Consider the following 19,702-nt stretch of genomic DNA (forward strand, 5'->3'; position numbering starts at 1 on the left):
ATGCGGCCTTTTTATTTTGTGTGCAGGCGCTGACAATCTGCGTTGGTGCCCGTGTCAATCTCAGTTCCCGCCGCTGTAAATCCAGAGTGACAAGCCTTGGCCAGAAAATGCGGCTTGTTAGACCAATTTCTACTTGCTTTACGTTCGCGTAAACGTCACATTCAATGCATCGGGTCGCAAACTGCGACTGCAATCACATTTGCACCGGGTTTTGCGCCCGGGCATCACAAGCAATTGGAGTGAGAAATGAGCGTATCGGATATCGTCATTGTTGCGGCAAAACGCACCGCCATGGGTGGTTTTCAGGGCAGCCTGTCTGAGGTGCCGTCACCCAAGCTGGCCGCGACCGCAGTCAAGGCTCTGCTGGATGACACCGGCCTGGATGGCGCCAAGGTTGACGAACTCCTGATGGGCTGCGTGCTGCCTGCAGGCCTTGGCCAGGCGCCTGCCCGTCAGGCCGCACTGGGTGCCGGTTTACCACTGTCTGTGGGAGCTACCACAGTGAACAAGGTGTGTGGCTCAGGTATGAAAACCGTGATGCTGGCCCATGACCTCATCAAAGCAGGCAGCGCCAATGTGGTGATTGCCGGCGGCATGGAAAGCATGAGCCAGGCCCCATACCTGCTGGACAAAGCCCGTGGCGGCATGCGCATGGGCCACGGCAAGGTGCTCGACCATATGTTCCTCGATGGTCTTGAAGATGCTTATACCGGCGGCGCCATGGGTACCTTCGCCCAGAAAACCGCCGATGATTACGGCCTGACCCGCGAGTCCATGGATGCTTTCGCCCTAAGCTCACTGGAAAAAGCCAATGCCGCCATCAACTCCGGCGCCTTCGAAGCCGAAATCGTGCCAGTGACTGTGTCCAGCCGCAAAGGCGATGTGGAAGTGAAAATTGACGAGCAGCCTGGAAACGCCCGTCCCGAAAAAATTCCGACACTGCGCCCGGCCTTTGCCAAAGACGGCACCATCACTGCTGCCAACTCATCCTCCATCTCCGACGGTGCTGCTGCGCTGATGCTGATGAGCCGTGAGCAGGCTGATGCTCTGGGTCTTAAGGTGCTTGCCACCATCAAGGGCCACACTACCCATGCTCAGGAGCCCGCCATGTTCACCACAGCCCCTGTGGGTGCCATGCAGAAGCTGCTCTCCAACGTGGGCTGGAGCAAGGACGAGGTCGATCTCTTTGAAATCAATGAAGCTTTTGCGATGGTGACCATGCTTGCCATCAGTGAGCTTAAGCTGGATGCGGCCAAGGTTAACGTGAACGGCGGCGCCTGCGCCCTGGGTCACCCCATCGGCTGCTCAGGCGCCCGTGTGCTGGTGACTCTCATCCATGCGCTCAAGGCCCGTGGCCTCAAGCGCGGTGTGGCCTCACTGTGCATCGGCGGCGGTGAAGCCACTGCCATGGCCATCGAAGTTTAATTGCCAGGACACGGCAAGCTGCAATCAACAAGACACTCGACAGGAGACGCGGGCGCGGCCATACACAATACCTACAAGGCTGCGCCGCTACCTCTGACCCTCAAAAGGAAGCGATATGATCACACAAGTTAAGCACTACATCGACGGTGAGTTCACCACAGGACAGGGTGAGCGCATCATTACCGTGACCAACCCGGCCAACAACCAGCCCATCGCCGAAGTGCGCTGTGCCAGTGACGAGGAAGTGCACGGCGCCATCGCCAGTGCCAAGGCCGCGTTCCAAAGCTGGAAAGAAGTGCCTGTATCCGAGCGCGCCCGCGTAATGCTGCGTTATCAGGCGCTGCTCAAAGAACACCACGACGAGCTGGCGACCATTCTGGCCAAGGAAACCGGTAAAACCTTCGAAGATGCCAAGGGTGATGTGTGGCGCGGCATTGAAGTGGCCGAGCACGCCTGTAATATCGCGTCCCTGCTGATGGGCGAAACCGTTGAAAACGTGGCCCGTAAAATCGATACCTATTCTTACACCCAGCCCCTGGGCGTGTGCGCCGGTATTACCCCCTTCAACTTCCCGGCGATGATCCCGCTGTGGATGTTCCCCCTGGCTGTGGCCTGTGGTAACACCTTTGTGCTCAAACCTTCCGAGCAGGACCCCATGACACCGCTGCGTCTGGCCGAACTGTTTGAACAGGCCGGAGCCCCCAAGGGCGTGCTGCAGCTGGTGCACGGCGACAAGAGCGCCGTGGATATTCTGCTGACCCATCCCGATATCAAGGCCATTTCTTTTGTGGGCTCTGTGGGTGTGGGCCAGTACGTGTACAAGACCGGCACTGACAACCTCAAGCGGGTGCAGGCGTTTGCCGGCGCCAAAAACCACTGTGTGATCATGCCAGATGCCAACAAGCAGCAGGTGATCAACAACCTGGTGGGAGCCTCTGTGGGCGCGGCCGGTCAGCGTTGTATGGCGATTTCGGTGGCCGTGTTTGTGGGCGCCGCCAAAGAGTGGATCCCTGAGCTTAAAGAGGCGCTGGCCAAGGTTCGCCCAGGCCTGTGGGACGATAAAGACGCCGGTTACGGCCCGCTTATCAGCCCAGCCGCCAAGGCCCGTGTGCTCAAGCTGATTGAGCAGGGTAAGGCCGAAGGCGCCGACTGTCTGCTGGATGGCTCCGACTTTACCGTGCCCGGCTACGAGTCAGGCAACTGGGTTGGCCCGACCATGTTTGACAAGGTCACCACCGACATGAGCATCTACAAGGAAGAAATCTTTGGCCCAGTGCTGTGCTGTATGGAAGTGGATGAGCTGGAAGACGCCATTGAGCTGGTGAACAAGTCGCCCTACGGTAACGGCACCTCCATCTTCACCGCCAGCGGCGCAGCTGCCCGTAAATATCAGCACGAAATTGAAGTGGGTCAGGTGGGTATTAACGTACCTATCCCGGTACCTCTGCCATTCTTCTCCTTTACCGGTTGGAAGGGCAGTTTCTACGGCGACCAGCACGCCTACGGCAAGCAGGCTATCCGTTTCTTCACCGAAACCAAGACCATCACCTGTCGCTGGTTTGAAGACGATATCCCCCATGGTCCCAACATGACCATCGCCCTGCGTTAATCACTCTCGGGTGCTTAATCTGGCGAGGCCGTAAACCAAAACCACCTTCAAGGCCGGCGTTATGCCGGCCATCACATGAAGTGACCCCAGAGTCACGGGAGCAGTCAAGATGGATTTCAATTTCAACGAAGATCAACGTCAGTTTGCCGAACTGGCACGCCAGTTTGCCGCAGATGAACTGACCCCCTTTGCCGCCAAGTGGGACGAAGAGCACCACTTCCCCAAAGATGTCATTCAAAAGGCCGGTGAGCTGGGTTTCTGTTCACTCTATTCCCCTGAGTCCGAAGGCGGCATGGGCCTGTCGCGCCTGGATGCCTCGATTATTTTTGAAGAGCTTTCCAAGGGCTGTACCGCTACCACCGCCATGCTGACCATTCACAACATGGCCACCTGGATGGTGACCACCTGGGGCACAGAGGCGTTTCGCGCCGAATGGTCTGAGGCCCTGACCACGGGTGCCAAGCTGGCCTCATACTGCCTGACCGAGCCCGGTGCAGGCAGTGATGCCGCATCTCTCACCACCAAGGCGGTGCGTGAAGGCGATGAGTATGTGATTAATGGCAGCAAGATGTTTATTTCAGGCGCTGGTGCCACCGAACTTTTGGTGGTGATGTGCCGCACCGGTGAAGCCGGTCCCAAGGGCATTTCGGCCATTGCCATCCCCGCCGATGCCGACGGTGTCATTTACGGCAAGGCCGAAGACAAGATGGGCTGGAACGCCCAGCCGACCCGACTTATCACCTTTGAAAACGTGCGCGTACCTGTGCAAAACCTGCTGGGTGAAGAAGGCCAGGGCTTTACCTTCGCCATGAAGGGGCTCGATGGCGGCCGTATCAATATCGCCACCTGCTCCGTGGGTACCGCCCAGGCGGCCCTTGAACGTTCAATCGCTTACATGAACGAGCGCAAGCAGTTTGGCAAGCCGCTGGCGGCCTTCCAGGCGCTGCAATTCAAGCTCGCCGATATGGCTACCGAGCTGGTGGCTGCCCGTCAGATGGTGCGCCTTGCAGCCTTTAAACTGGATAGCCAGGACCCGGAAGCCACCGCCTACTGCGCCATGGCCAAACGCTTTGCCACCGACATCGGCTTTGCCGTGTGCGACGCAGCACTGCAAATCCACGGCGGTTATGGTTATATCCGTGAATATCCGCTTGAGCGCCATTTCCGTGACGTGCGGGTACACCAGATTTTGGAAGGCACCAATGAGATCATGCGTCTCATCATTTCCCGTCGTCTGCTGGACGAAAACGCCAACGACATCCTCTGATTTGCCAGTGACTTTGACTGAATAGTAACGTCGACTGAATAAAGACTTCGACAGAAAAGGAATAACTGCCATGGCATTTTTGATTGAACGTATTGAAGGCAATACCGCCATTCTCACCATCAGCAACCCTCCGGCCAATACCTGGACCCGTGAGAGCCTGAATGAGCTGAAGGAAAAGGTACTTGAGCTGAATGACAACAAAGAGATTTACGCGCTGGTGCTGACCGGGGAAGGGGACAAGTTCTTTTCTGCGGGCGCTGACCTGAAACTCTTTGCAGACGGCGATAAAGGCAATGCCGCCACCATGGCCAAGGCCTTCGGTGAAGCCTTTGAAACCTTAAGCGCCTTCCGTGGCGTGTCCATCGCGGCCATCAATGGCTATGCCATGGGCGGCGGCCTCGAAGTGGCGCTGGCCTGTGATATCCGCATCGCCGAAATTCAGGCGGTGATGGCACTGCCGGAAGCCACAGTGGGCCTTCTGCCCTGCGCCGGTGGTACTCAGAACCTCACCGCCCTGGTGGGCGAGGGCTGGGCCAAGCGGATGATCCTCTGCGGTGAGCGTATTGATGCCACCAAGGCGCTGAATCTTGGGCTGGTGGAAGAAGTGGTGGAGAAGGGCGAGTCCCTGAGTGCCGCCATCGCCCTGGCCGCCAAGGTCGCCAAGCAGAGCCCCTCTGCCGTGGCCGTGTGCAAACAGCTCATTCAGAGTGGCCGCACCATGCCGCGCACCCAGGCACTGCCTTTGGAGCGTGAGCTCTTTGTTGGTCTTTTTGATACCGAAGATCAGGCTGAAGGGGTGAATGCCTTCCTCGAGAAGCGTGCCGCCCAGTGGAAAAACCGCTGAGGCCTTGCCTTGGACAAGACAGCAAGCAAGGAGCGAGCATGACACAGAAAGTTGTATTTCAAACCCTGGGTACCGCCTCGGGCAAACAGATAGGTGTAGCCACCCTCAATGTGGAAGCCGCGCTTAACGCCCTGGATCTGGACATGGTGCGGGCCTTAACTGCCCAGCTGAAAGCCTGGCAGGCCGATAGCAATATCGCTATGGTGCTGCTGGATGGCGCCGGTGACAAAGCCTTTTGCGCCGGTGGCGATGTGCGCGCCCTGTATCAGGCCAGCAAAGAGGCCCCCGGCAGTACAGAGACCCTGGCGAAGATCTTCTTCGAGGAAGAATATCGCCTCGATTACTTTATCCACGAATTCGGCAAACCCTTTATGGTGTGGGGAGATGGCATTGTGATGGGCGGCGGTTTGGGGCTGATGGCCGGTGCCAGCCACCGCATTGCCACCGAGCGTTCCCGCATTGCCATGCCGGAAATCACCATTGGTTTGTACCCGGACGTGGGTGGTACCTTCTTTTTGGCCCATATGCCGGAAAAAACAGGCGTATTCCTGGGGTTAACCGCGTTTCAAATGAACGGTGCCGACGCGCTGTACGCAGGCACGGCCAACTTCTTATTGGAAAGTGATGACAAGGAGCCGCTGCTCGATGCCCTGGCCGAGGTGGCCTGGGATGACAACAGCGAAGCCAATCATCAGCGTTTGAGTGACGTGCTCGGCACCAGAGCCGTGCCTGAGCAGGCGAGCTTCCTTAAGGACAATGCTGAGCTTATCAGTGCGCTGTGCAGCGGCTCTCTGGAGACAGTGATTGAGCGTTTCAAAGCGCTGCCGGATGACAGCCACAAGTCCCTGCTCAGAGCCCGCGACACCCTGCTGGCCGGCAGTCCGCTCAGTGCTCATCTGGTATGGCACCAGGCCATCATAGGGGAAGAGCTGTCCCTGAACGATTGCTTCCGCTGGGAGCTTGGCGTCAGCATCAATTGCTGCGCCCACGGCGATTTTGTCGAAGGGGTGCGGGCACTGCTTATCGATAAAGACAGAAATCCAAACTGGCAGTATGCCGATGTGGCCTCGGTACCCGCCGAGGTGATTGGCCGCCTTTTGAGTTCACCCTGGCAGGGCGAGCAGCATCCGCTGCAGGACCTCTGAGGGATACCCTATTCACAGCCCGGCACTTACCGGGCTTATCCGATTTATGGCCCGGCTTGCCGGGCTTGGCAAGGAGCGACATCATGGCGAAGATAGCGTTTATTGGCCTTGGCAACATGGGTGGCCCAATGGCGGCCAACCTGCTGAAGGCGGGGCACAGTGTATCGGTATTCGATCTCAACCCGGCTGCGGTTGAGTCACTCAAGGCCCAGGGAGCAGGCAGTGGCGATACGGCGCAGGCCATCGCCGCCGATGCGGACTTTGTGGTGAGCATGCTGCCGGCCAGTAAGCATGTACGCGGTCTCTATTTAGGCACTGATACCGCCAAGGGACTGATTGAGGTGGTGAAAGCAGGTTGTCTCTTGATAGACTGCTCCACCATAGATGCCGACAGCGCCCGCGCTGTGGCCGAAGCCGCTGCGGCAAAGGGTCTGGAATTTATTGATTCGCCCGTGTCCGGTGGCACAGCCGGCGCCGCAGCCGGAACCCTGACCTTTATCTGTGGTGGCACAGACGCGGCCTTTGAGAAGGCGCGTACCGTGCTGGCCAATATGGGCGTGAACATTTTCCATGCCGGTGGTCCGGGAGCCGGTCAGGTCGCCAAAATTTGCAATAACATGCTGCTGTCGGTACTCATGGTGGGTACCAGCGAGGCGTTGTCGCTTGGGATTGACCATGGGCTCGACCCCAAGGTGCTGTCAGACATCATGAAGGTGTCCAGTGGCGGTAACTGGACCCTGGAAAAGTACAATCCCTGCCCGGGTGTGATGGAGAATGTTCCATCCTCCAAAGGCTACCAGGGTGGCTTTATGGTCGACCTGATGGTGAAAGATTTGGGATTGTCCCAGGAAGCGGCCCTGAGCAGTCAGTCGAGCACCCCCATGGGCGCGCTGGCTCGCAGCCTGTATGTGTCCCATGCCCGCGCCGGGAATGGTCCGAGGGACTTCTCCAGTATTTTTGAACATTTTGCCAAAGGCGATAAGGCCTAAGGAATCACAATGGAATTGAAGGATAAGGTAATTGTCATTACCGGCGGCGCCGGTGGTCTGGGTCTGGCCATGGCCAAGGACCTCGCCGCCCATGGCGCCAAACTGGCGCTGATTGATGTGGATCAGGAGCGTCTCGAGCGTGCCTGTGCCGATATCGGTGACGCCACCGAAGTACAGGGTTATGCCCTGGATATTACTGACGAAGAAGATGTGGTAGCCGGATTTCGCTATATCCTCGAAGATTTCGGCGTTATCCACGGTCTGGTAAACAACGCCGGTATTCTGCGCGACGGTCTTTTGGTCAAGTCCAAAGACGGGGTAGTGACTGACCGTATGTCACTGGATCAGTTCCAGTCAGTTATAAATGTAAACCTGACAGGCACCTTCCTGTGTGGTCGCGAAGCCGCTGCTGCCATGATTGAATCGGGTCAGGGCGGGGTGATTGTCAATATTTCCAGCCTGGCACGAGCCGGTAACATGGGCCAGACCAACTACGCGGCGTCCAAGGCTGGCGTAGCCACCATGGCGGTGGGCTGGGCCAAAGAGCTGGCCCGCTTTAACATCCGCGCTGCGGCAGTGGCGCCCGGTGTGATTGCCACCGAGATGACTGCGGCCATGAAGCCGGAAGCCCTTGAGCGTCTCGAAAAAATGGTACCCGTAGGTCGACTGGGCCAAGCCGAAGAGATTGCTTCCACCGTTCGCTTTATCATGGAAAATGATTATGTGAATGGCCGTGTGTTTGAAATCGACGGCGGTATCAGACTCTGAGTCGCCAGCCCCGGCTAACCTTGTCTGGCTGGGGCTGTTAACTTTTGTCACCCTTTATTTTGCGTATCAAGTTGACAGAAACTGACGCAGATTGAACAATGCGGCAGTGAAAACTGCCGTTAAATTCTCTTTAAAAGCAACACGAAAGCCGCCTCTCGGTCAGTCGTTTGCCCTAGCAGGACCCGAGATGCTACGCCTGGAATTTGTTTTAAAAAAGCTCATGCTCTGGACAGGCTATGCGGGCGTTGTAGTGATTTACGGCGGATTTTTGTTTCTGTTGCTGAGCGGACAGGACACCCGGGCACTCCCTTGGTATATCCTGTTATCGCCCTGGGTTTGTGTGTTTTTTGGCTTGCCCTCTGCACAGCAACATGCGGTAGTCGGCTGGTTTATCAATAAATTCAGACGTTAACCTGCCTTTTGTATACAGAACTTCGCATACGAAGCGTTTTGGGGAATCAAGGACATGAGGCTTGGCATTGGGCACCGCGTTGCGGCGATTTGCTTAATGACACTGGCACTGCTGGGGTGTGAGCCCAGGCAGGAATCTGTGCTGCCCCAAGAGAGCGACAGCGAACCCATGGCCGCCCGCTATGGCACCTGGATTTCCCCCCTCACAGCCGAAGATGTCTATGCCAGTTCCGATGAACTGATTGAACTCAGGGCCGTTGGCGACCTGATGTATTTTTCTGAGTTTGACGGCAAAAGCGGCAACACCGGCATTAAGCGTCTCGAGGCCGATGGCAGTGTATCTCAGGTAGTACCAGCCGAATTTAATGTGGGCAGCCGGGTGCATGAATACGGCGGCGGCGACTTTCTTGGTATTGGTCAAAGCCTGTTTGCCACCGGCAAGAGCGATCAGCTGTTTTACCGTTTTGCCCCCAATCAAGCGCCACTGGCGCTCACGCCCAATGGCACCCGCCATGGGGATTGCATTTCCTACCCCAAGGGATCCCGCATTATTTGTGTGCGGGAAGATCACCGGCAGCAGGGCAGTCCGGCAGCCAGTTTGGTCACCATTAACCTGAATTTTGCCGGTGAAGGTGACACCTTCGTCGCCGGGCACGATTTCATCAGCTCGCCCAGTATTAACGGCGACAATACTCAGCTGGCCTGGCTCACCTGGGAGCATCCGGCTATGCCCTGGGACAACACTCGTCTGTGGCTCGGGGAGCTTGACCGCAAGGGGCGGCTTCATTCGTCACGGGTGGTTGCAGGCGAGGGAGGCAATGTGGCCGTTACCCAGCCCAGTTTTGGCCCCGATGGCAGGCTGTACTTTATTGCCGACTATGACGATTGGTGGAATCTGTATCGCCTCGGTGACGATGGCAAACCGGAACGGCTTTATCAGAAGAATGCGGATTTTGCAGGCCCCGCCTGGCGTCTTGGTGAACGCACCTATGCTTTTGAAAGTGAAAACAGCCTTATCGCAAGCTACGTGCATAATGGTGAAGCCGGGCTTATCCGCCTCGATTTACAAACCGGTCACGCCGAAGATATCGCCGTGGACTTTGGTGAAATCAAGCAGCTCACCGGTGGCAAAGATGCCGTCTATTTTATCGGCAGCAAGGTAACCACAGAGAAAGGCATTTACCGGGTCAGTGGCCGGGGCGTGGAGCTGGTCTATGCGCCCAGACTCATGGTGCTGGACCCGCGCTTTATCTCCAGAGCCCAAAGCATCAGTTTTGCCACCGCCGACAATATGCGCGCCTGGGGTTATTTTTATTGGCCACGCAACCCGGCGTTTAAAGGCTTGTCTGACACACGCCCACCGCTTTTGGTGAAGTTGCATGGCGGCCCCACTGCCAAGGCCAACCTGGCTTACCGTGGTGATATCCAATATTGGACCAGCCGCGGCTTCGCGGTGCTGGATTTGAATTTCCGCGGCAGCAGTGGTTTTGGCCGTGCCTACCGTCAATCCCTTTATGGCAATTGGGGCAAGGCCGATGTAGAGGATGCGGTGAATGCGGCTCGTTTTCTGGTGAAAAAAGGCTGGGTGAATGGCGATGAAATGGCTATCACAGGTGCCAGCGCCGGTGGCTTAACGGCGCTGTCGGCACTCGCCTATGATGATACTTTTAAGGCCGCCGTCAGTCGTGCCGGGATAAGCGATATAGAGCAGCTGGCAGGTGAGACCCATAAGTTTGAAAAAACCTATCTGGATCAGTTGATTGGTCCATTGGCTAGCCACAGGGCGCTCTATCGTGAACGTTCTCCGGTTTATCAACTGGAGCGACTTAAAGAGCCTTTACTGCTGCTGCAGGGACTGCAGGATACCGTGGTGTTACCCAACCAGGCCCTGACCATCTACGAGGCGCTGGAGAAAAATCAGATCCCTGCTGCCTTGCTCACCTTTGCCGATGAGAACCACAACCATTGGAAAAATGCCAACCTGGTCAAGGCGCTGGAATATGAGTTGGGTTTCTATGGGCAGGTGTTCGGCTTTAAGGTTGCGGATGAGGTGCCTTCCCTGAACCTCCATCTGCGGGCGCCCGTCGAAGTATCTCAGTCCAGTACGCTCAAGGCTGACTGAGGGAATTGAGGATGGGGCAATCGGGTTGATTGCCTCCCTGGCATTGTTCCACCAAGGCGCCGAGCTGTTTTTGCAATGCCTGCATCCGGACGATTTTGGCAGCAATAAGGTCCAGATGTGCCTTTGCAAGGGCCTTGACTTCTCCCGCAGCGCGGCTGGGGTTTTGTTTTAAAGACAACAGGCTTCTGCACTCCTCCACCGAGAACCCCATCTCTCTGCACTGATGGACAAAGTGCAGATTTTCCAGCGCCCTGTCGTCGTATTCACGGTAACCATTGTCACCACGTTTGGCACTGACCAGCTTGATATCGTGGTAGTAGCGGATACTTTTTATACTGAGCCCTGTGATGCGGGCCACGTCCCCAATTTTCATTCCATTTCTCTCCTGCTTCGAGGCAGAACACAGGCTGTTTTTTCGGCTTGACTCTCCAGTTACTGGAGACTTTACGATGGGCTAAACTCAATAGAGAGTCAAGGAGTCCATATGTACAACGTCCATCTCACAGTCCCCGCTATGAAGTGTGGTGGCTGCGGCAAAAAAATCACCTCATTGCTCGCCACCGAAGGCTGGGATATACACACAGATCCCGCCACTAAACGCCTCGATATCAGCGCAAGTTGTGCAATCGATGTGACGGACGTGCTTGCGCGGCTCGAGGCCGGAGGGTATCCCGCAAGCCTGATGGATGAAACTGCTGCAGAAGGAAATGTCTTGGCAGCTTTGCCCCCAGGCAGTGACCACAAGCTGATTACTGACGGTAAAAATCCGCTTGGGGACGCGATCGCGGCATCAGGTAAGCCAACGTCTGATGCGGATGCATCCCAGGCGACATTGCGTTTCAGTGTGCCTGCCATGAGCTGCGCCAGTTGTGTGGCCAAGATTGAAGGGGCGCTGCGCTCAGCCGGAGGTGAAGGCCGGGTCGATTTGTCCCGTAAAGTGGTACGGGTAAAAGGCTTATCCGCCGATGCGGCGTTGGCGGCGCTCAGTGGTGTGGGTTACCCCGGAGAGCTCCTAACCTCACAGCCAAGGACTGCCAGCGATGAAGGACCGCATTTTCGAACCAGACTGTGGCAGGCGGCCGTGGGGTTGGGGCTGGGTGTGCCCCTAATGCTCTGGGGGCTTTTGGGCGGCGAGATGATGGTGAACCATGCCACCCGCCTTGGTTGGGGACTGGTGGGGGTGATAACAGGTATTGTTATGCTCTTTACCGGCGGGCACTTCTACCAAGGGCTTTGGCGCTCATTAAAGGCCAAAAGCGCCACCATGGATACCCTCATAGCCTTGGGGACTGGCACAGCCTGGCTCTATTCCATGGCGTTGGTGCTGTTGCCACAGGCGTTTCCCGAAGGCAGTCGCCATGTGTATTTCGAGGCGAGCGTGATGATTTTGGGTCTGATTAACCTTGGTCATGCGCTGGAGGCGCGGGCGAGGGGTAAAACCAGCGAGGCGCTGGATAAACTCCTTGGGCTTAAAACCGATGAGGCGCTGCGGCTGGAAAACGGCACTGAGCGCTGGGTCAGGGTGGAAGATATTGCCCGCAACGACCTGATTCGGGTACGGCCGGGTGACAGGATTGCCCTCGATGGCAAGGTTATCGAAGGTGAGTCGCTGATTGATGAGTCCATGCTATCCGGTGAGCCGCTGCCGGTGGCCAAAACCGCTGGCGAGAGCGTGTTTGCCGGGACGGTAAACGGCAACGGAAGCCTGGTCATTGAAGTGACCGCAGAGGCCGATGACAGTCGATTGTCGAAAATCATCGCGCTGGTGGAAGAGGCGCAAACCTCCAAATTGCCCATAGGCCGTCTGACCGATGCGATTTCGGCGGTATTTGTGCCCGTGGTGGTGGCCATTGCCATTATTGCTGCGCTGATCTGGTACTTTGTTGGCCCGGCGCCCGCATTGTCACATGCCATGGTGGTGCTCACCACTGTGCTGATTATTGCCTGCCCCTGTGCCCTTGGGCTTGCCACGCCCATGTCGATTATGGTCGGGGTAGGGCGCGCCGCCTCCATGGGGATTTTGGTTAAAAACGGTGAAGCACTTGAGCGGGCCAGCAAGGTCACTACAGTGGTGCTGGATAAAACAGGCACCCTGACGCTGGGTAAACCTGCAGTGCGAAAAACGCTGTGGCCTCAAGGTGATGAAGCGGAGGCCCGGCATGCCATTGCCAGCCTTGAGCGCCAGAGCAGCCACCCGCTGTCGGAGGCGCTTGCGGCCCTGTCGGATGCGCCTTCGCTTACTGTGAGCGAATTTCAAAACCTGCCCGGCGAAGGCCTTATGGGTAAGGTCACCGCCACAGATGGTCGCCATGAGTGGCATATCGGCAATCCACGTTTGATGGCACGCCTTGGCCTGGCATCAGAACTTGAAGCGCTTGAGAGCGAGCTTGATGCCCTGGCCAAAGAGGCGCTCACCCCTGTGCTGGTGGCTAAAAGTCGCAAGCTTATTGCCATACTCGGTGTGGGCGACCCGCTCAGAGACGATGCCAAAATCGCGATGGCGCGCCTTAAAGCCCAGGGCAAGCGCTTGGTGCTGCTGTCAGGGGATAACCGGCACACCGCCGAAGCGGTTGGCCGCGCAGTGGGTATCGATGAGGTCATAGCCGGGGTGATGCCAGATGAAAAGCATCAGCATATTGCCCGTCTTAAGGCGGCTGGCGAAGTGGTGGCCATGGTGGGGGATGGCATTAATGATGCCCCGGCGCTGGCCGAGGCCGATGTGGGGATTGCTATGGGCACGGGAACGGATGTCGCCATTGAGAGCGCGTCTCTGACCTTGCTGTCACCCAGGCTCGAAGCCCTTGCCGATGCCTTTGCCCTGTCGCGCGCCACCCTTGGCAATATTCGCCAGAACCTCTTTGGCGCCTTTATTTACAATGTGTTGGGTATTCCGGTGGCGGCGGGCGTGCTTTACCCGGCGTTTGGGGTGCTGTTAAGCCCGGTACTGGCCGGGGCGGCGATGGCGGCCTCTTCGCTCACAGTGGTGACCAATGCCAACCGGCTTAAAAGAAAGCCGCTGAAGGACTAAGGAAGGTCCGAGCCAGTCCTTCGCTGACATAAAGCCACCCTTGGGCGGCTTTTTTATGCATCATGCAGACGCATGGCGGAGCCTTATTGCCCGGCAGCTTTCTCGAGGGTAGCTTCTTCGAGTGCAGCTATGTCACCGTTTTTAATATCCAGCAGATAGGCGCTGATTTTCTCAACCGGCCAGTGCCACCAGGCGATGGCTTCAAGCCGGGCAATGTCCCGGTCATCAAAGCGCATCTTCACGATTTTGGCCGGGTTGCCGCCTACAATGGCGTAGGCGGGCACGTCTGATGTCACCACAGCGCGGCTTGCGATAATGGCGCCATTGCCCACTTTCACCCCGGGCATAATCAGGGCGTCATAACCAATCCACACATCGTTGCCGATTTCGGTATCGCCTTTATAGGGCAATTCCCCCGGCTCAGGTGCCGCTTGCTCCCAGCCGTTGCCGAAAATGAAAAACGGGTAGGTACTCACGCCAGCCATGGGGTGATTGGCGCCATTCATAATGAACTTGACCCCACGGGCGATGGCGCAGAATTTACCGATAATGAGTTTGTCGCCAATAAAGGGGAAGTGATACAGCACATTGCGCTCAAAATTGGCGCTGTCCTCGGGGTCGTCATAATAGCTGTATTCGCCCACCTGAATATTGGGATTGCTGATGGTGTTTTTGATAAAGCACACCTGCGGAAAGCCTTCCATCGGAAACGGGTTATCGGGGCTGGGGCCATGGCCCTGTGTTACCGCGGTTTGCGGCTCGGAAGAAGTTGTTGTCATAAACATTCCTTGTGCTACGTGCCTTGTGCTAAGTGCCTTGTGCTCGCCTTGGTTAACCCAGCGGCAAATAAAGGATGTGCTGGGGCCCGGCGCTGCCGCCCAAATATTGGCTTTCGCTGTCGATAAAGCCGTTTTTAAGATAGAGATCCCGCGCCGGGATATTTTTAAGATTGACGGTTAACACCAGGCGGTGGAACTGCGGATAGCGCGTCTGAATAAACTGTGGCAGTGCCTGCATCACGCCTCTGGCAAGGCCTTTACCCTGGTGGCGCACATCAATCAGAAATGCCCTGAAACCTAAATCGGTGGCCTCGGCGAAGTCATGCTCCAGGCTGTATGCCTTATCCAGCAGAAAAAAGCCCACCAGGTTTTCGCTGTGATTGGCCTCGGCGCTATCCGTGTCGGCAATGTCAGTTTGATGCCACACCAATACAGGCACTATGGCGCCGCCAGCGGTGGCGAGAATTTCCTCCATGGTACCCACAAAGCGTAATTGCTCAGGGGCGACTTCCAACGCTTCGGCGAGCGTACGATTGGATTCAGTCATCTTTTCCAGCCGGATCATTCGCTTCTCCTTATCTACGCGTCGCTTTTTATTTTTACCCGACTATATTGGCGGCATTTGGCGTGGGGCCGCAAGTCGGTTGATAATTCACGCAGGGGTGTTATAGTACCGCGCTTTATCAGAGGGTAGGCTTAAGCTTCGCCCTTGGGATTTTCGCCGCAGGCGTCTGCCTCGGCCTACAGACAAACGGAAACCAGCCCGTGATCACAACCGCCAATATCACCATGCAGTTCGGCGCCAAGCCGCTGTTTGAAAACATCTCCGTCAAGTTCGGTGACGGCAACCGCTACGGCCTTATCGGTGCCAATGGTTGCGGTAAATCCACCTTTATGAAGATCCTCGCCGGTGAGCTTGAGCCGTCCGGCGGTAACGTTCATCTGGATCCCAACGAGCGTCTGGGTAAGCTGAATCAGGATCAGTTCGCCTACGAAGAGTTCAGCGTAATCGATACCGTTATCATGGGCCACAAAGAACTGTGGGCCGTGAAGCAGGAACGTGATCGTATCTATTCTTTGCCTGAAATGAGTGAAGAAGACGGCATCAAGGTGGCCGAGCTTGAGATGGAGTTCGCGGAAATGGACGGTTACACCGCCGAAAGCCGCGCCGGTGAACTGCTGTTGGGCGTGGGTATTCCACTTGAGCAACACTTCGGCCCCATGAGCGAAGTCGCGCCCGGCTGGAAACTGCGTGTGCTGCTGGCCCAGGCACTGTTTTCCGATCCGGACGTGCTGCTGCTCGACGAACCAACCAACAACCTGGACATCGACACCATCCGTTGGTTGCAGGACATGTTGAACCAGCGTAACAGCACCATGATTATCATCTCGCACGACCGTTACTTCCTGAACTCTGTGTGTACCCACATGGCGGATCTGGACTACGGTGAGCTGCGCGTGTATCCGGGTAACTACGATGAATACATGATGGCCGCAAGCCAGGCCCGCGAGCGCCTCCTGGCGGACAACGCCAAGAAGAAGGCTCAGATTGCCGAGCTGCAAACCTTCGTGGCGCGCTTCTCTGCCAACGCATCCAAGGCCAAACAGGCCACCTCACGTGCCCGCCAGATTGACAAGATCAAGCTGGACGAAGTGAAGGCCTCCAGCCGTGTGAACCCCTACATCCGTTTCGAGCAGGAAAAGAAACTGTTCCGTAACGCGCTGGTGGTAGAGAACCTGAGCAAGGGCTTCGATGGCAAGCCGCTGTTCCAGAACTTCAATATGATTGCCGAAGTGGGTGAGCGTATCGCCATCCTCGGTGAGAACGGTGCCGGTAAAACCACTCTGGTGCGCACCCTCATCCATGAATTGCCACAGGATGAAGGCACTATCCACTGGTCTGAAAATGCCTCTATCGGTTACTACGCGCAGGATCACGCCAGTGATTTTGAAAACGATCTGACCGTATTCGACTGGATGAGCCAGTGGAAGAAAGAAGGCGACGATGAGCAGGCCGTACGCGGTATTCTGGGCCGTATGCTGTTTGGCGCCGACGATATCAGAAAATCGGTTAAGGTACTTTCGGGTGGTGAGCAGGGTCGCATGCTGTTTGGCAAGATGATCATGCAAAAGCCCAACATCCTGGTGATGGACGAACCCACCAACCACCTGGACATGGAATCCATCGAGTCACTCAACAACGCGCTGGAAATGTACGAAGGCACCCTGTTCTTCGTGTCCCACGACCGCGCCTTTGTAAGCTCCCTGGCCAACCGCATCATCGAAATCACCGCCAATGGCGTGACCGACTTCAAGGGCACTTACGACGAGTTCCTGCGCAGTAAAGGCATTGAAAACTAACAGACGCTTCAGCGCTAAAAGCCGGCACTTTGCCGGCTTTTTTGTGCCTTAAGCAAAGTTGCCTGCGTAAAAGTTGCTTGTTTCTTTAACATTTTTGGCCTTAACTGGAACCCTGTGTCCAATCGCAGTAGGGCACCGGAATTGTACTGTTATCCCCATCCTCAAGGAGAAAGCTGATGGCCAAAAACCCCATTGCCTGGTTTGAAATCTACGTGAACAACATGGACAGGGCCAAGGCCTTTTATGAGGCGGTGCTGGATATCAAGCTCGAAGCGCTGCAGGTGCCGGAAGAGCCGGGCTTCTCCATGTGGTCCTTTCCTGCGGATATGGAAAACTACGGTGCCAGTGGTGCTCTGGTGCACATGCCGGGGTTCGAAGCGGGCGGCAACAGTACGCTTGTGTACTTTGCCTGTGACGACTGCGCGCTGGAAGAGTCTCGCGTTGCTGCCGCTGGTGGCACAGTGCAGCGGGAAAAGATGTCCATAGGTCAGTATGGCTATATCTCGCTGGCCATAGACACCGAAGGCAATATGCTTGGCCTGCACTCCATGAAATAAGGCGTGCTTCCCAGACAGGGACAGGTCTGGCTCACTTCACTGAGGCTGCGAATGGCGCCAGCCATGTGTATTTAAGGCCGATAGTGGGCTTATATGCCCCAATCGGCCTTGCATAAATGCTCCACAAACCAGGCTAGCGCCTTGCCCTGATGCCCCTTATGCCAGGCCAGAAACACCGGCTGGCTTGGCCGCGGCAGGGCGCAGGCTTTTTCCACCAGTGCGCCGCTGGCTATTAGCGGCGCCGCCAGATGGCGCGGAATAAAGCCAGTGCCCAATCCGCGGCATTGCAACTCAATTTTTGCTTCCATGGACGCGACTCTCAGGGTCTGGCGACTGCTGAATAGGCCGCTGCTTCGGGCGGGTAACAGCTGCGAGCTGTCAGACACCACCACCGAAGGGAAGGGCATAAGCTGTTCAAGCTGCAATACACCCTCAGCCGCTGCCAGTGGGTGAAAGGGGGCGAGGGCAAACACAAACTCGAGCTGACCAATACAATGGGTTTCAAAGAGTCCCCGGGGCAGGTCACCGTTGGCACCAATCACCAAATCGGCGCGGCGGCTGTGCAGCGCGTCCCAGCCGCCACCCAGCGACTCTTCCGCCAGGCTGATGTCCACTGGCACCGACAGGGCCAGAAACGCGGTGAGCGCATCCAGAAGCGGCCCCGGCGGCATGGCCGTGTCCCTTGCTATGCGCAGCTCTCGCTCCCAGCCTGACTCTAAAGCGGCCACCGCATCGGCCAGGCGCTGGGTAGACTGCAAAATTTCCCGCCCTTGCTCAAGCACCAGTCTGCCGGCGGCCGTTAATCTGGCCCTTTGTTTTGACCTGTCGAATAAAGGCGTGCCAAATTCCTGCTCCAGCTTTTGAATTGTGTAAGTGAGGGCCGATGGCACCTTATGGAGCGATTCGGCAGCGGCTGCAAAACTTCCCTTTTTATCAATCGCATCCAGTGCTCTCAGTCCGTCCAAATCCAGTGAGTTCGCCATGATTTTTCACTGTTCAATAATTTTGAATAATTATATCGAAACATTCCGATTTTTTCTGTGCTTTTATCGCCATAAACTAAAATTCAATCAAGGCTGAGCGAAAGCTTGAGACCAATAACAGCGATTTGAAACATGAGGCACAGACTATGAACAGCACAATCAAAAAACTTGTACAAACCCAGGACAGCATCGCCCCGCTGGCGCTGCGGGTACCCGCCGGCATTATCTTTATGGCCCACGGCGCCCAGAAGCTCTTTGGCTGGTTTGGTGGTTATGGTATCGAAGGGACCGGACAGTGGATGGCATCCATTGGACTGGAGCCGGGCTGGCTGATGGCGGCCATGGCGGGCGGCGCCGAGTTCTTCGGTGGTCTGGCTATTCTGCTTGGTCTGCTGACACGTCCAGCCGCGCTGGTGCTTGCCGTGACCATGGTGGTGGCTATCGTCACAGTGCACCTGGGTAATGGTCTTTTTATGGCCAACAATGGCTACGAATTTGGCCTGGCGCTGCTGGCCATGAGCGTCTCCCTGGTGTTGTCCGGTTCGGGCCGCTTCGGTATCGACAGACTACTGCAACAAAGAGGCTGAGGAGTGGGCATGATAACGCTTCGTCCTGCCAATGAACGGGGTCATGCCAGCCACGGCTGGCTCGACAGCTTTCACAGTTTCTCGTTCGCCGAATACTATGATCCCAACCACATGGGGTTCTCGACGCTGCGGGTTATCAACGACGATACAGTGGCACCGGGCGCTGGGTTTGCGCCCCACGGCCACCGGGATATGGAGATTTTAAGCTACGTGCTGTCAGGGAGCATCCGTCATCAGGACAGCGAGGGCAACATTGCCACCCTGCCGGCGGGCGAGTTTCAGCTGATGTCGGCGGGTAAGGGCATACGTCACAGCGAGTACAACGGCTCCCGGACCGAGGCGCTGAGGTTTTTACAGATTTGGATTATTCCGGCGACCCTTGGCGGTGAGCCGGGCTATCAGCAAAAGCACTTTGGCAGTCGTGAGGGGCTCACCCTGATTGCCAGCCCCGATGGGCGCGACGGGAGTTTTACTGTGCGCCAGGATGCCCGTGTCTATCAGTTGCTGCTGGCGCCGGGGCAATCCATCGTCCTGCCGCTGAGCGCCGCCCGTAAAGGGTATCTGCATCTGGTTGAGGGGGCTTTATCTCTGGAGGCTATGGAGATGTCCCCCGGCGATGGCGCCAAACTGGAACGGGTCAACAGTCCCAAGGTCACCAACGCCGGAAAAGAGCCGGTGAGAGCCTTGCTGTTTGAGTTACCCTGAAATACCCCCGGTCAGTCCTTGAGTCTGGCCGGGGTGTCGTTTATGTTCTTTCTGGGGGCTGTGTTACTTCGTCATAAATACAAAATGGTTTGCCAGGCTCCTTCAGACCCGTCTTTGCCTAA

18 protein-coding genes are annotated in these 19,702 nt (G+C 56.7%); 14 read left to right on the forward strand and 4 right to left on the reverse strand.

Features of this window, described 5'->3' with window-relative positions; genetic code table 11:
* Positions 1-246: 246 nt before the first annotated feature.
* The 9 genes from K0H63_RS07375 (at position 247) to K0H63_RS07415 (ending at position 10,580) form a co-directional block, all read left to right on the forward strand.
* Positions 247-1,425 (forward strand): thiolase family protein, encoded by a 1,179-nt coding sequence (locus K0H63_RS07375; RefSeq protein ID WP_220067376.1) that lies wholly within the window; start codon positions 247-249, stop codon positions 1,423-1,425.
* Between the two features lie 115 nt (positions 1,426-1,540).
* A complete protein-coding gene (locus K0H63_RS07380; RefSeq protein ID WP_220067377.1) occupies positions 1,541-3,034 on the forward strand; it encodes a CoA-acylating methylmalonate-semialdehyde dehydrogenase in 1,494 nt (497 codons plus the stop codon).
* A gap of 109 nt (positions 3,035-3,143) precedes the next feature.
* The gene (locus K0H63_RS07385; protein WP_220067378.1) at positions 3,144-4,301 is read left to right on the forward strand and encodes an acyl-CoA dehydrogenase family protein; all 1,158 of its coding nucleotides are present in this window, start codon (positions 3,144-3,146) and stop codon (positions 4,299-4,301) included.
* A gap of 70 nt (positions 4,302-4,371) precedes the next feature.
* A complete protein-coding gene (locus tag K0H63_RS07390; protein ID WP_220067379.1) occupies positions 4,372-5,145 on the forward strand; it encodes an enoyl-CoA hydratase in 774 nt (257 codons plus the stop codon).
* Positions 5,146-5,183: 38 nt separating this feature from the next.
* The gene (locus K0H63_RS07395) at positions 5,184-6,290 is read left to right on the forward strand and encodes an enoyl-CoA hydratase/isomerase family protein (RefSeq protein WP_220067380.1); all 1,107 of its coding nucleotides are present in this window, start codon (positions 5,184-5,186) and stop codon (positions 6,288-6,290) included.
* 83 nt (positions 6,291-6,373) lie between these two features.
* Complete coding sequence (gene mmsB / locus K0H63_RS07400) at positions 6,374-7,279, forward strand: 3-hydroxyisobutyrate dehydrogenase (protein WP_220067381.1); 906 nt, start codon at positions 6,374-6,376, stop codon at positions 7,277-7,279.
* A 9-nt stretch (positions 7,280-7,288) separates the two neighbouring features.
* Positions 7,289-8,047, forward strand: coding sequence for an SDR family oxidoreductase (locus K0H63_RS07405; protein WP_220067382.1), 759 nt, complete (start codon positions 7,289-7,291; stop codon positions 8,045-8,047).
* 106 nt (positions 8,048-8,153) lie between these two features.
* Entirely contained in the window at positions 8,154-8,459 is a 306-nt protein-coding gene (locus tag K0H63_RS07410; protein WP_258405672.1) for a hypothetical protein, read from the forward strand.
* A gap of 54 nt (positions 8,460-8,513) precedes the next feature.
* The gene (locus tag K0H63_RS07415; protein ID WP_220067383.1) at positions 8,514-10,580 is read left to right on the forward strand and encodes a S9 family peptidase; all 2,067 of its coding nucleotides are present in this window, start codon (positions 8,514-8,516) and stop codon (positions 10,578-10,580) included.
* On the opposite strand, the gene K0H63_RS07420 is transcribed toward K0H63_RS07415, so the two are convergent.
* Positions 10,567-10,953 (reverse strand): MerR family DNA-binding protein, encoded by a 387-nt coding sequence (locus tag K0H63_RS07420; protein ID WP_220067384.1) that lies wholly within the window; start codon positions 10,951-10,953, stop codon positions 10,567-10,569. The genes K0H63_RS07415 and K0H63_RS07420 overlap by 14 nt on opposite strands.
* Before the next feature lie 480 nt (positions 10,954-11,433).
* On the opposite strand from K0H63_RS07420, the gene K0H63_RS07425 reads away from it, so the two are divergent.
* Positions 11,434-13,608 carry a heavy metal translocating P-type ATPase gene (locus K0H63_RS07425; RefSeq protein WP_220067843.1) on the forward strand — a complete coding sequence of 725 codons (2,175 nt, stop codon included), beginning with the start codon at positions 11,434-11,436 and terminating at the stop codon, positions 13,606-13,608.
* 83 nt (positions 13,609-13,691) lie between these two features.
* Here the strand turns inward: K0H63_RS07425 and K0H63_RS07430 are convergent, their stop codons facing one another.
* A complete protein-coding gene (locus tag K0H63_RS07430) occupies positions 13,692-14,387 on the reverse strand; it encodes a Vat family streptogramin A O-acetyltransferase (RefSeq protein ID WP_220067385.1) in 696 nt (231 codons plus the stop codon).
* 52 nt (positions 14,388-14,439) lie between these two features.
* Positions 14,440-14,952, reverse strand: a complete 513-nt coding sequence (locus K0H63_RS07435) for a GNAT family N-acetyltransferase (protein WP_220067386.1) — start codon at positions 14,950-14,952, stop codon at positions 14,440-14,442.
* A gap of 200 nt (positions 14,953-15,152) precedes the next feature.
* Here K0H63_RS07435 and K0H63_RS07440 point away from each other — a divergent pair, with 200 nt between their 5' ends.
* Positions 15,153-16,748 (forward strand): ABC-F family ATPase, encoded by a 1,596-nt coding sequence (locus K0H63_RS07440; protein ID WP_220067387.1) that lies wholly within the window; start codon positions 15,153-15,155, stop codon positions 16,746-16,748.
* A gap of 176 nt (positions 16,749-16,924) precedes the next feature.
* The gene (locus K0H63_RS07445) at positions 16,925-17,305 is read left to right on the forward strand and encodes a VOC family protein (RefSeq protein ID WP_220067388.1); all 381 of its coding nucleotides are present in this window, start codon (positions 16,925-16,927) and stop codon (positions 17,303-17,305) included.
* Between the two features lie 89 nt (positions 17,306-17,394).
* On the opposite strand, the gene K0H63_RS07450 is transcribed toward K0H63_RS07445, so the two are convergent.
* Positions 17,395-18,288 (reverse strand): LysR family transcriptional regulator, encoded by an 894-nt coding sequence (locus K0H63_RS07450; RefSeq protein ID WP_220067389.1) that lies wholly within the window; start codon positions 18,286-18,288, stop codon positions 17,395-17,397.
* 146 nt (positions 18,289-18,434) lie between these two features.
* On the opposite strand from K0H63_RS07450, the gene K0H63_RS07455 reads away from it, so the two are divergent.
* Both K0H63_RS07455 and K0H63_RS07460 read left to right on the forward strand, forming a co-directional pair.
* Positions 18,435-18,875 carry a DoxX family protein gene (locus K0H63_RS07455; protein ID WP_220067390.1) on the forward strand — a complete coding sequence of 147 codons (441 nt, stop codon included), beginning with the start codon at positions 18,435-18,437 and terminating at the stop codon, positions 18,873-18,875.
* Between the two features lie 9 nt (positions 18,876-18,884).
* The gene (locus tag K0H63_RS07460) at positions 18,885-19,580 is read left to right on the forward strand and encodes a pirin family protein (protein WP_220067391.1); all 696 of its coding nucleotides are present in this window, start codon (positions 18,885-18,887) and stop codon (positions 19,578-19,580) included.
* Positions 19,581-19,702 lie beyond the last annotated feature (122 nt).

The sequence above is a fragment of the Shewanella zhangzhouensis genome (assembly GCF_019457615.1).
GTDB lineage: Bacteria > Pseudomonadota > Gammaproteobacteria > Enterobacterales > Shewanellaceae > Shewanella > Shewanella zhangzhouensis.